This window comes from Streptomyces sp. JLBJ103, assembly GCF_058215575.1.
In genome coordinates this window covers 98,591-111,869 of record NZ_CM177089.1, presented here as the reverse complement: position 1 = coordinate 111,869, position 13,279 = coordinate 98,591, and the positions used below count along the sequence as shown (strand labels likewise).

The 13,279-nt window shown below is 69.2% G+C and carries 13 protein-coding genes and 2 pseudogenes; 5 read left to right on the top strand and 10 right to left on the bottom strand.

Translation table 11 applies throughout. The features are described from left to right. Positions 1-77: 77 nt before the first annotated feature. Positions 78-746 (top strand): iron-dependent transcriptional repressor DtxR, encoded by a 669-nt coding sequence (locus AC4BEG_RS00530; RefSeq protein ID WP_490707316.1) that lies wholly within the window; start codon positions 78-80, stop codon positions 744-746. A 113-nt stretch (positions 747-859) separates the two neighbouring features. On the opposite strand, the gene AC4BEG_RS00525 is transcribed toward AC4BEG_RS00530, so the two are convergent. After that, a complete protein-coding gene (locus AC4BEG_RS00525; protein ID WP_490703920.1) occupies positions 860-1,366 on the bottom strand; it encodes a hypothetical protein in 507 nt (168 codons plus the stop codon). Between the two features lie 442 nt (positions 1,367-1,808). Beyond that, a complete protein-coding gene (locus AC4BEG_RS00520; protein WP_490707315.1) occupies positions 1,809-2,357 on the bottom strand; it encodes a YciI family protein in 549 nt (182 codons plus the stop codon). Between the two features lie 187 nt (positions 2,358-2,544). On the opposite strand from AC4BEG_RS00520, the gene AC4BEG_RS00515 reads away from it, so the two are divergent. Beyond that, positions 2,545-3,747 carry an erythromycin esterase family protein gene (locus AC4BEG_RS00515; protein WP_490703919.1) on the top strand — a complete coding sequence of 401 codons (1,203 nt, stop codon included), beginning with the start codon at positions 2,545-2,547 and terminating at the stop codon, positions 3,745-3,747. Between the two features lie 44 nt (positions 3,748-3,791). Here AC4BEG_RS00515 and AC4BEG_RS00510 read toward each other — a convergent pair whose 3' ends face one another. The 5 genes and pseudogenes from AC4BEG_RS00510 to AC4BEG_RS00490 form a co-directional block, all read right to left on the bottom strand. Continuing rightward, entirely contained in the window at positions 3,792-4,115 is a 324-nt protein-coding gene (locus AC4BEG_RS00510) for a winged helix-turn-helix transcriptional regulator (protein WP_490703918.1), read from the bottom strand. A 51-nt stretch (positions 4,116-4,166) separates the two neighbouring features. Continuing rightward, positions 4,167-4,928: an SDR family NAD(P)-dependent oxidoreductase gene (locus tag AC4BEG_RS00505; RefSeq protein WP_490703917.1), complete on the bottom strand. Its 762-nt coding sequence runs from the start codon at positions 4,926-4,928 to the stop codon at positions 4,167-4,169. A gap of 135 nt (positions 4,929-5,063) precedes the next feature. Next, positions 5,064-5,732, bottom strand: a pseudogene (locus AC4BEG_RS00500) (alpha/beta hydrolase); the annotation flags it as partial. A 255-nt stretch (positions 5,733-5,987) separates the two neighbouring features. After that, positions 5,988-6,896 (bottom strand): annotated as a pseudogene (locus AC4BEG_RS00495) (NADP-dependent oxidoreductase); the annotation flags it as partial. 123 nt (positions 6,897-7,019) lie between these two features. Continuing rightward, on the bottom strand, positions 7,020-8,099 hold the full coding sequence (locus tag AC4BEG_RS00490; RefSeq protein ID WP_490703916.1) for an alkene reductase: 1,080 nt from the start codon (positions 8,097-8,099) through the stop codon (positions 7,020-7,022). A gap of 251 nt (positions 8,100-8,350) precedes the next feature. On the opposite strand from AC4BEG_RS00490, the gene AC4BEG_RS00485 reads away from it, so the two are divergent. After that, a complete protein-coding gene (locus AC4BEG_RS00485) occupies positions 8,351-8,953 on the top strand; it encodes a MarR family winged helix-turn-helix transcriptional regulator (RefSeq protein WP_490703915.1) in 603 nt (200 codons plus the stop codon). A 90-nt stretch (positions 8,954-9,043) separates the two neighbouring features. Here the strand turns inward: AC4BEG_RS00485 and AC4BEG_RS00480 are convergent, their stop codons facing one another. Further along, entirely contained in the window at positions 9,044-10,336 is a 1,293-nt protein-coding gene (locus tag AC4BEG_RS00480; RefSeq protein WP_490703914.1) for an MFS transporter, read from the bottom strand. A gap of 52 nt (positions 10,337-10,388) precedes the next feature. Continuing rightward, on the bottom strand, positions 10,389-11,513 hold the full coding sequence (locus AC4BEG_RS00475) for an ArsR/SmtB family transcription factor (protein WP_490703913.1): 1,125 nt from the start codon (positions 11,511-11,513) through the stop codon (positions 10,389-10,391). A 267-nt stretch (positions 11,514-11,780) separates the two neighbouring features. Between AC4BEG_RS00475 and AC4BEG_RS00470 the strand changes: the two genes are divergently transcribed. Further along, positions 11,781-12,566: a carbon-nitrogen hydrolase family protein gene (locus AC4BEG_RS00470; RefSeq protein WP_490703912.1), complete on the top strand. Its 786-nt coding sequence runs from the start codon at positions 11,781-11,783 to the stop codon at positions 12,564-12,566. Here the strand turns inward: AC4BEG_RS00470 and AC4BEG_RS00465 are convergent. After that, a complete protein-coding gene (locus AC4BEG_RS00465; RefSeq protein WP_490703911.1) occupies positions 12,473-12,676 on the bottom strand; it encodes an AMP-binding enzyme in 204 nt (67 codons plus the stop codon). The genes AC4BEG_RS00470 and AC4BEG_RS00465 overlap by 94 nt on opposite strands. Here AC4BEG_RS00465 and AC4BEG_RS00460 point away from each other — a divergent pair. After that, positions 12,659-13,180: an RBBP9/YdeN family alpha/beta hydrolase gene (locus tag AC4BEG_RS00460; RefSeq protein WP_490703910.1), complete on the top strand. Its 522-nt coding sequence runs from the start codon at positions 12,659-12,661 to the stop codon at positions 13,178-13,180. The genes AC4BEG_RS00465 and AC4BEG_RS00460 overlap by 18 nt on opposite strands. The last annotated feature ends 99 nt before the right edge of the window (positions 13,181-13,279 follow it).

The window sequence follows — 13,279 nt, the reverse complement described above, 5'->3', positions numbered from 1 at the left end:
CTCGGGCGATGCCGACAGGTGGTGTGCGGGGAGGGGAGAGAAGGTTGACAACTCATAGCCTGGTCGATCCGACGGAGATGTATCTCCGGACCATATTCGAGCTGGAGGAGGAGGGGGTGGTGCCACTTCGGGCGCGGATCGCCGAACGACTTCAGCAGAGCGGGCCGACCGTTTCACAGACTGTGGCCCGGATGCAGCGCGACGGTCTGGTACAGGTGGCCGGTGATCGGCGTCTGGTGATGACGGAGCCGGGCCGCCGACGGGCCGTGCGGGTGATGCGCAAGCATCGCCTGGCCGAGTGCCTTCTGGTGGACGTGATCGGTCTCCAATGGGAGGACGTTCATGTCGAGGCCTCCCGATGGCAGCACGTGATGTCCGACGCGGTGGCGAACCGAGTGACGGAACTCCTCGGCCACCCCGCCACATGCCCGCACGGCAGCCCCATTCCCGCATGGGAGCAGAACGGCGCCGTCCTTGAGTCCGTCCTCACCTTGACGGATGCGGCCAACGCCGCGGAGAGCACGGTGTTGGTCGTCCGGATCAGCGAACTGCTCCAGAACGATCCCTCGGTCCTGCTGCGTCTGAAGCGCGCTGGGATACACCCCGATCACACGGTCACGGTCGTGGCCACCGAGGGCGGAGTGAGGGTCACCGGCGACGAGCGGGCGACGTTGCCGCACGAATTGAGTGATCACATCTTTGTGGAAACCCAGAGTGGTGTACCCCAAGGAGACGAGCCCCGATGATGTGCGTGCGGCCTCGGGCCCCGCGACTCGTGGCACCGCGGTAGGCGGTTCCGACCAAGTGAGCTATGCATGCATGCTCATGACCCTCCGACGGCTGAGTTCGCGTAACCGGCCTACAGCATCACGGAGTTCACCAGGGTGCAGATGCCGCAGCCCAGCAGACCGCCGAAGAGCAGGCTGAGGCCCGTCATGAACATCCCACGCCGCATGGGGCGTGCGCCGGACCGGAAGGCGGAGATCAGCGGGAACGTCGCCACACCGAACATCGCCACGGCGACGCACCAGGCGCGCGCACCCTCGACGTAGAACGACGTGGAGGTGCCACGGTCGAACGACAGCGGGCCGGTCGCCATCGCCTGAACCTTCTCACCCTTGTCGTACTCCGTGCCGGGCTCGAAGTCCTCGACGGTGTAACGGAGTTTGCCGGTGTCGGAGCGGAAGGTGCCGGAGCACTCCACATCGTCCTGGCTGGTGTCCTTGCCGCAGTGTTCGATAGTGATTGTCCCGGGGGTGCTGTCGGCCACCTTCCCGGGGCCCTTCTCGTAACCGACGGCGACGAGGATCAGGCCGAGGAGCACGAAGAGGACGCCCAGCACACCGGCCCCGATGCGGCTCCCCACACTCCGCCTCGCACCAGGCGGCCCCGTGCCGGGCCCGCCCGACCCGACCTTCCCCAGGGCGTTCCCGGCTTTCGCAACCGTCCCCAACGCTGGTCCTCTCCCTCTGCGTGATGCTCACGCCCTGACTGCCTCGGGCGATCTTGCCCAGGTTGATTCGTACAGGTCAAACCACTCGAGCGGTGGCGGGAGCGCCTCCACACCGCTCTGCGACGGAATGCTCACCACGCCTGCCGAGATCCGCGATGCGATCGCTGCCTTCGTCGACCTCGGCTCCGACGACTACGGCCTCGACCCGAACCAGGTGGACCGTCTCGCCGATGTCCTGTGACGGCTTGGCCGGGCAACGACAGAGTGGTTGCCGGGTGGCGGTTGGTGCGTTTGGATTCCTCTCTCCTCCAGGGGGTGTGGGCCGGGACGCGCTGTCCCGGCACACGACGCCTCATCACCGGCGACCGCCGAACTCCCAGTTGTGTACTTCGATGTCGGCGTATCGCTCCGGGGCCAGTACGGTGCGTGCCATGTCCGGGTCCGTCGCCCGGAGCAGCGCCGCCGTGCCCAGCCAGGTGGTGCCGTCGTCGGACAGCAGCGGCCCGTAGGCGATGAACTCGTCCCGGGCGGGTGGCACGGCAAGGTCGGCCTCCCGCCCGGTGCCGAGACCGAGCACGAGGTACCGGTTGCCGTCGGTCCGGCCGCCGGGGAAGTCCCACATGGTGCGCCCCAGAGTGTTGCGCCACCGTCGTAGCATCACGTCCCGGTACACGCCCGCCTGGTAGCCGGGCTCGTCGAAGGCGAACACGCGGGCGGCGGCGGGATCGGGCAGGTCGACGATATGCACACTGCCGGTGGGAGTGTCGCCGTCGTCGGTGAAGGTCGGGCCCCGGGCGACCATCTCCTTGGCGTACCGGTCCATGTAGGACCAATGCTCTTCCAGCAGTTCGTCGCGCAGTGCCAGGGAGTCGGGCCGGTCGCGGTGGTAGCAGAAGAACTCCATGCCCCTAGTCATGCCCGACCGGAATTCGCCGCGCAACGCCTTTACCTTCCCCGCCGATCGGCAAGCACCGTGCCCGAGCGCCGGATCCACCGGCCTGAGTCGCTTACCGCTTTGAAGGTTTTGTCCCATGGTTCTGGCGATACTGCGGAAAAGCTTCAAACGAAAGTTCAACGATACCGTTGAAGGCATGGCTACCGAGATCAAGGACACCGCGCATGCCGTGGACGCCGCCGCCGTGATGAGGCTGCTCCCGGCCCGGCCGCGGCTGCTCGCCCTGGGCGAGCCCACCCACGGCGTGGACACTCCGCTCGACCTGCGCAACGAGCTCTTCCGTCAGCTCGTCGAGCAGGAGGGCTACCGGACGATCGCGATCGAGAGCGACTGCATGATGGGCCTGGTCGTGGACGACTACGTCACCGGGGGCACGGGCACGCTCGACCAGGTCATGGAGCGCGGATTCAGCCACGGGTTCGGCGCGTCCGCGGCCAACCGAGAGCTTGTGCGCTGGATGCGCGCCTACAACGACGGCCGACCCGTGTCCGAGCGGATCCGCTTCGCCGGTTTCGACGGCCCGCTGGAAATCACGGGTGCCGCGAGCCCCCGGCAGGCCCTCACCGCACTCCACGGCTACCTCTCTGCCTGTGTGGACACGGATCTGCTTCCCTGCACCGCGGAAACGCTCGACCGTCTGCTCGGCACCGACGGCCGGTGGACCAACCCCGCCGCGATGATGGACCCGGCCCAGTCCGTGGGGCAGTCGGCCGAGGCCAGGGAGCTGCGGCTGCTCGCCGACGATCTGGTGGCGCTGCTCGACGCGCAGACACCGCACCTGATCACCGCGACCTCGCGGGCCGATTGGGACCGGGCGCGCCTGTACGGGCGTGCCGCCACCGGCCTGTTGCGCTACCACTTCTGGATGGCCGACACCTCACCGTCCCGTATGACGTGGCTGGTGAGCCTGCGGGACCGGATGATGGCCGACAACCTCCTCGCCATCGGCGAACGGGGCCCGGCACTGGTCCACGCACACAACGCCCATCTCCAGCGGGACAAGAGCTCGATGCGGATGGGTGACCTGCCGCTGGAGTGGTGGAGCGCGGGCGCGCTCGTGAACGCCCACCTGGGCGAGGAGTACGCCTTCGTGGCCATGGCTCTTGGCACGATGCGCCACCAGGGCGTGGACACCCCGCCACCGGACACGATCGAAGGACTTCTGTACGCGCTCCCGGAAGACCGCTACGTCATCGACGCCCCCCGGCTGGCCACCGCCCTCGGCGACACGCCACCCGCCCCCCGCGTGTCGCCGTACTTCGGCTACTTCCCTCTCGACCCGGCACACCTGGCCGAGAACGACGGAATCGTATTCCTCAAGGACGTCCCGCAGAGCTAGTGCGACCATGGGCAGTCCTGCCTGTCCTCCGCACCACGCCGCGATCACCTGGCACGGTGCTTCCACCAGCTCGCGACCTGGTCAAGTACAGGCGTCAGAGCGTGCCCGTCGGATGTGAGGGTGTATGCGACCGGACCTGGCGGAAGTCGGGTGTGCGTGACGAGTCCCCTGTCGACGAGTTCCCGTAGCCGGTCACTGAGCATCTTGTCGCTGATGCCGGAGACCGCGCCGCGGAGTTCGCTGAAGCGGGCCGGCCGCTGGGCCAGGGTGTGGAGGATGATTCCGTTCCATTTCTGGCCCAACACCTCGAACGCGCTGATCAATGCGGGGTCCGTGGCCAGTGGTTCCACAGTGTCGGGAATTGCCATCCACGCACTCCCTCCGGGGGTATCCCTCCGCACCAGTCTTTTGACGAGGTGTCAGGCTCGCATGCGGGCCAGTTCGTTTCCCAGCTCCTCCACGGTGCCGAGGGTGATGCTCTCGTCCCGAACGGAGGGGGTGAGGGCCACGGCCACGGCAGCCTCTCCTACCTGATCGGCGGTGAGCCACGACGGGTCGCCGTTCGGACGGCTGCGGTTGATGATCGGGCCGAGGAGCAGGTTGTTGACGCGGCGTCGGCCACCCAGGTCGACACTCAGTGCCTCACGCATCATCAGCATCGCCGCTCCGTGCATGCTGATGATTCCCGCCTGCGGGTAGGGCTCGCGCGCGGCGAATCCGGCGATGAGTGTGTAGCTTCCGGCCGCATCGAGCCTGGGCACAAAGGCCCGGGCAACCGCGAAATGCGACGTGGTGGTCTCCACGAAATGCCGCTGCCAGTCGTTCTCGCTGACCTGCCACAGGGCCTTGCCCATCCACCACCCGCCGATGGAGGGGGCGACGTGGTCCATGCGCCCATGGTCAGCGACGATCCTTTCTGCCAGTTCCGTCGCCTCGGCGAAGGTGCCATATCCCGCCTGGAGCCGGATGAGGCGATTGCCCGGCTGGGGGTCGATCAACTCGGCGAGGTGATCCAGACGTTCCCGGCTCCGGCTGGGCACAACAACGGTGGCGCCGGCGTGGAGGAAACTGCGGACGATGCCTTCCCCGACGTTGCCCGTGCCACCGGGAACGACAACAACCTTGCCCTCGAGCGGTGTGTCACTCGGTGTTTCGGGGGAGGGGGGAGTGCTCATGAACATTGCTTTCTTGTCTCAGGGAGGTGTGCGGAGCGCGTGTGCGTGACCGCGGTTTCGGTGGGGTCGGTGGGCTGAAGACCGGCGTGCCGGCAGGGGTGGGCCCGGCGGTATCCGCCGGGCCCGTCAGCGCCGCATTACTTACGCCGAGGCCCGTCGCAGCGTCGAGGTGACGCGTTCGATGGCCTCCCTGGCCGCGGGGATGGCGGCCGGCATGCTGAAGAATCCGTGGATCTGGCCCTCGTAGCTCACCTGCTCCACCGTGACGCCGGCTTCGCGCAGCCGCTGCGCATACGCCTCGCCCTCGTCCCGCAGCGGGTCGTACCCGGCGGTGATCACCAGAGCCGGTGGGGCGGTGGCCAGCGTGGCGGCGTCCGCGTACAGGGGCGAGACGCGCGGGTCCTTCAGATCGACGTCGGCTCCGAGGTAGTGGCCCTGCAACCACGCGAGGCCGTCCTTGGTCAGCATCAGGCCCTCGCCGTTCTCCTCGTACGAGGGGAAGGGGTGGGTGAGGTCGGTCGCCGGGTACACCAGGACCTGAAGGGTGAAGGTGCCCGGCAGTTCGTTGGCGAGCACAGCACTCAGGTTGGCTCCCGCCGAATCCCCGCCGACGGCCGTCCTGGTGGTGTCGCCGCCGAGCGCCCCGATCTGGCTGGACACCCACTGTGCCACTGCCCGGACATCCTCGACAGCGGCCGGGAAGGGGTGCTCCGGCGCGAGCCGGTAGTCGACGCTGACCACCAGATATCCGGCGAGACGGCACAGATCCCGGGCCGTGGCATCGGATGCGGTGGCGCTTCCCAGCGTCCACCCGCCGCCGTGGATCCAGATCAGCACGGGGTGCGGGCCCTCGCCCTCCGGCCAATACAGCTTGACGGGAACGCCGTTGGCCACCGAGTCCTCGGTCCGGGCCACCGCGGCCGGTTCACCCCCGAGGTCGGCCCACACCCCGTCCATCGCCGCACGGGCCTCGGGCGCGGACAGTTCGTGCAGCTGGGGAACACCGGGCCGCATGGTCATGTCGAGCACCGCCCGCGCTGCCGGGTCGAGGGGCGTCCTGGCAGCGATGACGACCTTCCCTCGCAGATGGCCGTTGTCGAGGCGACGGTAGGCGTCGGCCGCCCGCTCCAGTGGGAAGACCGCTTCGATGGGCATGCGGAGGCGGCCGTCCTCGATCATGGGCAGGATCTCCGCCATGGCCTGCGCTATGGGGAGCATCCCGCTCGAGAAGCGCACGCCGTGCCGGGCGGCGTCGAGGTCGGCAATGGTGATGACCTTCTCCGGGTCTCCGGTCAGTTCGACGGACAGGGGCAGCACACCGCGTCCGGAGGCGTCGAGGACGACGTCGATGCCTTGCGGGGCCGCGGCGCGTATGCGTTCGGCCAGGCCGTCGCCGTAGGTGACGGGCGTGGCGCCGAGGTCACGGAGGAAGGGGTGGTTGGCTTCGCTCGCGGTGCCGATGACGGTGGCACCCCAGGCGCGGGCGAGCTGTACGGCTATGAGACCGACGCCACCGGCGGCGGCGTGGACCAGCAGGGTCTGGCCGGCGCCCAGGCCGAGCCGGCGCAGGGTGCGATGGGCGGTCTCCGCGGCGACCGGAAGGGCCGCGGCCTGTTCGAAGGTGAGGACGTCGGGCTTGGCGACGATGTTGTCGGCGTCGGCCAGGGCATGGGTGGCAACGGCGTTCTGCTGGGCGGCGAGTCCCAGGACCGGCTGACCGGTCTTCCAGCGTGTGACACCGGGACCGAGCGCGTCGATGACACCGGCCATCTCCAGGCCCAGCGGCTGGGGTTCGGCGGGGGCCTCCTGACCGGGAGCGAACAGGCCCCGGCGCTTCTTGGAATCCAGCGCGTTGGCGCCGGCGGCGTGGACACGGACGCGGACCTGGCCGGGGCCGGGCTCGGGCAGCGGTACCTCGGCCACTTCGAGTACTTCGGGGCCGCCGTAGGCGGCGTGCTGGAGTCTGCGGGCGATGGGGGCCACGGGGAATCGAACCTTTCGGATGGGTGTGAATGTCTTCGAGGGGGCGGGCCCTGGCGACAACGCGCCCTGGGCGGGCCGGGGTTCGCCGTGTCCGGCGGGTTGGGGTGGCGCCGGTCAGGCGGGTAGGGCCGGGTAGTCGGTGTAGCCGCGCTCGTCGCCGCCGTAGAAGGTGGCTCGGTCGGGCTCGTTGTAGGGACCGCCGGCCGCGAGGCGACGGGGCAGGTCGGGGTTGGCCAGGAACAGCGCGCCGAAAGCGATCATGTCCGCGGTGCCGTTCTCGATCAGGCCGAGGGAGTCCTGGCCGGTGGGCGAGGGGTGGGTGAACGGGTTGAGGACGAACGTGCCGGGCCAGTCCTTGCGCAGGCGCTCGGTCAGGCTGCGGTCGGGGCCCTCGAGTACGTGCAGATAGGCCAGGCTCAGCGGGGCGAGGCCGGCCACCAGGGCCGTGTAGGTCGCCTCCAGATCCGCCGGGTCCGTCTCGGCGATGTCGTTGAAGGGGGTGCCGGGGGAGATGCGGATACCGGTCCGGTGGGCGCCGATCGCCTCGGCGACGGCCGTGGCGACCTCGACGCCGAAGCGCACCCGGCCCGCGGCATCTCCTCCCCAGGTGTCGGTGCGCTGATTGGCGTTGGGGGCGAGGAACTGGTGGATCAGGTAGCCGTTCGCCCCGTGGAGCTCCACCCCGTCGAAGCCGGCGGCGATCGCGTTGCGCGCCGCGTCGGCGAAGTCGGCGATCGTCCCGACGATCTCGTCGTGGTCCAGCTCCTTCGGCGTGACGAAGTCCTGGGGGCCTTGGTGGGTGTACACCTGCCCCTTTGCCGTGACGGCGGAGGGGCCCACCGGGATCAGGCCGTCGGGCAGCAGGCTGGGGTGGCCGATGCGGCCCGTGTGCATCAGCTGCGCGAAGATCACCCCGCCCTCACGGTGGACCGCGTCGGTGACCCGCCGCCATGCGGCGACCTGCTCCGCGGAGTGCAGGCCCGGTGTGTCGGGGTAGCCCTGGCCGACCACCGATGGCTGGACGCCCTCGGTGACGATCAGACCGGCGGCGGCCCGCTGCGCGTAGTAGGTCGCCATCAGCTCCGTCGCCGTGGCACCCGGCCCGTAGGCACGGCTGCGGGTCATGGGCGCCATGGCTATGCGGTTGGCCAGCCGCTTGCCGCCCAGCTCGATCGGGTCGAATGCGGTCGTCATGATCATTCCTTTGGTCGGGAACGGGAACGGGAACTGTCCGGTCCGGCGTGGGGCGCCGGCCTCCAGACAGCATTACCTGTCCGAACAAGTAAATCAACGTCGACCCTTCCCGTCTCATCCTGTGAACCACGGCACATGCCCGGCTTTCACTCGGTGCTATCCGTGTGTTCAGGGGAGCGTCGCTGGGCTTGGAGGGTCGGTTATCCTGATAGCTGTCCGGCCAGCTTCAGAGCCGGGAAAGGATGATCCTGATGAGCCGGGCAACCGACCCGAACACGCAAGGCCAATCGAGCCGGCCGCCGAAAGCGCCACCGACCTCCTCCACGGTGCCGGTGCCCGCCTCAGCGCACGCGGGGCCCGTCAGCCATGCGATCTTCCGCGTGGCCCGCCTGCACCGCATGATCGCCGGCCAGCTGCTGCGTCCCCTCGGCCTCCACCTCGGCCAGGAACTGGTCATGATGCATCTGTGGGAACTCGGCCCCCAGCGGCAGACCGATCTGGTGCGCCTGCTCGACTCCGACGCCGCCACCATGACCCGCAGCATCAAACGCCTGGAAAACGCCGGGTTCGTCCGCCGCCGCCCCTGCCCCGACGACAAGCGCGCCGTCATCATCGAACCGACTGTCGCCAGCCAGGCGTTGCGCCGAGAAGTCGAACGCATCTGGGCCGAACTCGAACATGCCTCGACCGGCGATCTCACCCCTGATCAGCAAGCCGAAACGCTGGATGCCCTGCGACGCGTCGAAGCCGGCCTCGCCCGTGCCGCCGCACACACTCCCCAGGCAGATGCCCCCGCATCCACCGCGCACGCCGACACTTCAGCCGACAACGAGGGGAAGCCGCACAAGGGATGAGCACGTAATCCGTCAGTCGGCGCGCCTGGGCGCCGCGACCGCCATGGCGACCCCCACCGCGGCGAGCACACCCGGGTGTCGCTGCCCCGCTCAGCGGTCAGTGGCATGACCGTCGTGTGTCACACACGTCACCGGGCCGGCTTGTGAGCAACTGCCCCCTGCCCGTGCCTCCTTACCGGCAGTGCCGTTCCAGGGGCGCGGGGACTGCCTCGCGCTGAGGCGGGCGAGGATAAGGGCAGCGGTCGCGGCCAGTACGGTGAGGGCGGCCCCCGAGAGCATGAAGGCCCTCTCCACTCCGGCGAGTGTGATGACGGTCGAGGCCACGAAGGGTGAGACCGCCAGGGCGCCGGCGACCCCGGCCTCCCACAGGCCCAGCGCCTTCGCGAGATGGTGTTCCGGAATGCGCTGCTGCACCAGTGAGATCAGCGGGATGTCGGTGAGTGCCGAAGCCAGCCCGGTGGCGGTCAGCAGAACCGCTGCCACCGCACCGGAGGCGACCGTTCCCAGCGGAGCACGGAAGATCCCGAGCACGGCCCACGCCAGCACCGCGGCCAGGGCCGGTCTGCGGATGCGCAGTCCGGCGATCAGCAGCGCCCCGACCACCTCGGCAACCCCGGAGAGGCCCAGCAGCAGGCCGTACTGGCTGCCCTCTCCGACCACAGCGACCAACCCGACCGTCAAGAAACCGCTGGTGAGGGTGAGTGCGAGCACGAACGTAGCGATGACCACCAGCACGTCGGGGGCGGCACGCACGGCCCTGAGCCCGGCCGCGAGATCGGACCACAGCCCCGCTTGGCCACCGGTCGGAGCAGGGCGTGTGACGCGGATGGCGGCCACGGCGCCCGCCGAGACGACGAACGTCAGCCCGTTGACCACCAGCACCAACGGCAACGAGCCATGCATGAGCAGCGGGGCGAGCATCAGCGGACCGACGAAGAAGGCGGCCCTGAAGGCCACCTGCAAAAGCCCGTTGGCCTGCTGAAGTCGGTCGTCCGCCACGATCTGCGTGACGATGGCGTTGCGGGCCGGTGCGAACGGGGCGCCGATCAACGCGAGCAACGCGGTTCCCGCCACCAGCAGAGGCAGATCCAGCAGGCCGAGGGACATCAGCACCAGGGCCACCACCAGCACGGCGACCCGGGCAAGGTCGGTGGCGATCATCAGCTTCCGGCGGTCGTAGCGATCGGCGTACGAGGCGCCGATGAACGTGGCCACGAAAGCGGGCGCGAACGCGGACACGCTGACCAGAGCCACAGCGGCCGGATCCTTCGTCAGTGACCAGGCCAGCCACGCGGTCGCGGCGGTGTACAGGCCGTCGCCGAAGCGCGAGACACCCTGGCCGACGAAGAGAAGCAGGAAGTTGCGGTCCCTGAGCAGTGACATGCCGCCACTGTCGGTTCCGCTCAAGCGCGTGATCAACTAATTCGGCAGACAGCTAATCAGTCGCTCGATGGCCCGCATCGTCGCTGTGCAGGAAGCTCTCCAGGCTCGGGGCGAGGCCCGCCACCTGTCCGGGCACGAGCCGGTACAGGACGTAATAGCCCTCGCGGTGGCGCTCGAGCAGGCCCGCGTCCGCCATCACCCGCAGGTGTTTGGACAGCGCCGCCTCACTGACGCCGACGAGCGGAGCGAGTTCCTGGGTGCTGCGCGGACGTTCGGCGATCAGGCGCAGGGCGCGCAGCCGGGTGTCGTCGGCGAGCGCCCGGAGAATGCCGACGAGCCGGGCGGGCGGAATCCTCGGGCGGGCTTCCCGAGCGATCGAGGAGACGGGGAAGACCAGTCCGAGGGGCCAGGGCCCGTCGCAATTGACCCGCACATGCGGCCACACATAGGCGCTGGGGGCGAGCACAAGCCTGTCGTCCGGTCCGACGACGACGTCGTGATCATGAGGTCTCTCGAGCCAGAACATCTCGGCCCGCGCATCACTGCGTACCTCTGGCCACAGACCACGGAGCATTCCGTACAGGCCGCGCTCGGCGATCTGGTGCCCCGCCTCGCTGACGCCGGCGGCCAAGTCAGTTTCAAGCCGTGCCCATTCCTCCTCGAACGCCTCCCGCCAGTAGCGCTCCAGCATGGTCAGGAACCGCTCCATCAGCGCCTGAGGGTCGTCCAGGAGCATCGCGGCCATGGCGTCGTCGCTTTCCCTCACGGCGCGCTCGCGCAGATGGCGGCGCGTTTCCGGGCGGTCCAGGACCCGCGGGTCCCTGCCTTCGTGGCCGCCCGGCCACGGGGTGAGCAACGGGACGGCGAACTCCAGACGGACCAGATCCGGATCCGCCGCGCGCAGACCGGCCAGCTCAGCCTGGAAGTCCGGCAACCCGCCTGTCGGCTGGGGAAAGAGAAATTCGGGAAAGTACGAGCGCACCGCGAAGGAGAAAGCCTCGATCTCCCGCTTCAGCCCCGGTGACAACCTGCGCATCGCGCGCACCCACCCGTGCTGAACAGGATGGTGCTTGGGCTCCACCAGCACGTGAAGACTCAGCACGGCTTCCATCGCCGGCGAGTAGGCGAACCCCACCCGCTCCGCACCACTGGCCGGAATCCGGAACACGATCGTCATGACTCGCCATCCTTGCCGCACAGCGTCCCGGCGGGCGCCGTGCCCCGCCGACGGTGAGCGGTGAACCTCCGGGCGGCTCCGGATTTCCCGGCCGCCGGTGGTGGGGTGGGCCGCGGCCTGAACGCCGGAAGGGTTGCTGGGGCAGATGCGCAACGGCTCGGCGGTGTGACCGCTGTATAGGGTGATCGTGTGATCCGGCGAGGGGAGTTCGGGGTGGAGCGACCGTTGAGCATTGCCGTGGCGCAGCCGAGGTGCGCGGCTCACGACGTGACGGCCAACGCGATGGCCCATGCGGAGGCGGTTCGGGCAGCGGACGCGCGGGTGGTGGTGTTCCCCGAGATGTCCTTGACGGGATACCAGCTGGACGCGGCGCCGGTGTTCCCGGACGATGAACGGCTGGCGCCGATCGTCGCCGCGTGCGCGGCGACCGGGACACTCGCCCTGGTCGGCGCGCCTGTGCCGGGTCCGCACATCGGCATCCTGGCTGTGACCGGAGACGGCGCGCGAGTGGCTTATGGGAAGGTCTATCTGCACGGCAGCGAGGCTGTCCACTTCGTGCCCGGCGAGCCCGCCGTGATCGACGTGGACGGGTGGCGGCTGGGGCTCGCCGTCTGCCGCGACACCGGTATCCCCGAACACGCCGCAAAGACAGCGGCGTTGGGCATCGACGGCTACGTAGCCGGGGTTGTCCACGCCGATCACGAGGCCGAGGTCCACGGTGAGCGCGCCCGCCGGGTCGCCGCCGACCACGGAGTGTGGGTCGCCACGGCGGCGTTCGCCGGTCCGACCGGTGGCGGTTTCGACCGCACATCCGGCCGTTCGGGAATCTGGTCCGCCGATGGGGAGTTGGTCGCCGAGACGAGCGCGACCCCCGATGAGATTGCGCGAGCGGTCCACCAGGTGAGCCTTGCTGTCGGCTGGCGGCGCCATGGGCTGTTGCGGCCGGGATCTCTGGGCACTCACCGCTTCACAACGATCTCCCGCTTGAGGATCTTGCCCGTCGCTCCCTTGGGGAGTCCGTCGGTGAACGTGACGATCCGTGGGTACTTGTAGGCGGCAACCCGCTGTTTGACGTAGTCACGAATCTGACCGGCGGTGGTCTGCGCACCCTCCCGGAGCGTCACTCCGGCGGCCACCTCCTCCCCGTGGATCTCGTGGGGCACGCCCACGACAGCGGCTTCGGCGGAGGCGGGGTGTTCGTAGAGCACCTCCTCGATCTCGCGGGGATAGACGACAGGCTCAGCTGCGACGCCCAGGTTGCCGCCCTGGACGAGGTGCTGTCGGACATCTCCGGACCGGTCGTCCTGATCGCGCACAGCGCCGGGGTGATGACCACCGTGCACTGGGCGCAACGACACTGGCGTCCCGTGAAGGGCGCGCTGCCGGCGGCCCCGCCGGACTTCGACACCCCGCTGCCGGAGGGCTTCCCCACCCTGGATGTCCTGCGCGAAAACGGCTGGACGCCGACGCCGCGGACACCCCTGCCCTTCCCCAGTATCGTCGCGGCGAGCACAAACGACCCGCTGGCCGCCTTCGAGCGCCTCGCCGATCTCGCGCGAGCATGGGGGAGCCGCCTCGAGAACCTTGGCCCGGCCGGACATCTCAACCCTGCTTCCGGCTATGGCGAATGGCCACGGGCGCAGGAGTTCCTTCGCGAGCTCAGCTGAGCCTTGTGCGGCGGGTCCGCTTGGCGCACGACGGTGTTCTCTCACACTCCCTCCCGCTCATCCTCGGCGGGAGGGAGCCGTGTGCGCGCCGAGCACACA

What these genes read in the sequence shown, in the direction of transcription:
- AC4BEG_RS00530 (WP_490707316.1), top strand. Translation starts at nt 78, where the DNA reads ATGTATCTCCGGACCATATTCGAGCTGGAGGAGGAGGGGGTGGTGCCA.
- AC4BEG_RS00520 (WP_490707315.1), bottom strand. Translation starts at nt 2,357, where the DNA reads ATGGAGTTCTTCTGCTACCACCGCGACCGGCCCGACTCCCTGGCACTG.
- AC4BEG_RS00515 (WP_490703919.1), top strand. Translation starts at nt 2,545, where the DNA reads ATGGCTACCGAGATCAAGGACACCGCGCATGCCGTGGACGCCGCCGCC.
- AC4BEG_RS00510 (WP_490703918.1), bottom strand. Translation starts at nt 4,115, where the DNA reads ATGGCAATTCCCGACACTGTGGAACCACTGGCCACGGACCCCGCATTG.
- AC4BEG_RS00505 (WP_490703917.1), bottom strand. Translation starts at nt 4,928, where the DNA reads ATGTTCATGAGCACTCCCCCCTCCCCCGAAACACCGAGTGACACACCG.
- AC4BEG_RS00490 (WP_490703916.1), bottom strand. Translation starts at nt 8,099, where the DNA reads ATGACGACCGCATTCGACCCGATCGAGCTGGGCGGCAAGCGGCTGGCC.
- AC4BEG_RS00485 (WP_490703915.1), top strand. Translation starts at nt 8,351, where the DNA reads ATGAGCCGGGCAACCGACCCGAACACGCAAGGCCAATCGAGCCGGCCG.
- AC4BEG_RS00480 (WP_490703914.1), bottom strand. Translation starts at nt 10,336, where the DNA reads ATGTCACTGCTCAGGGACCGCAACTTCCTGCTTCTCTTCGTCGGCCAG.
- AC4BEG_RS00475 (WP_490703913.1), bottom strand. Translation starts at nt 11,513, where the DNA reads ATGACGATCGTGTTCCGGATTCCGGCCAGTGGTGCGGAGCGGGTGGGG.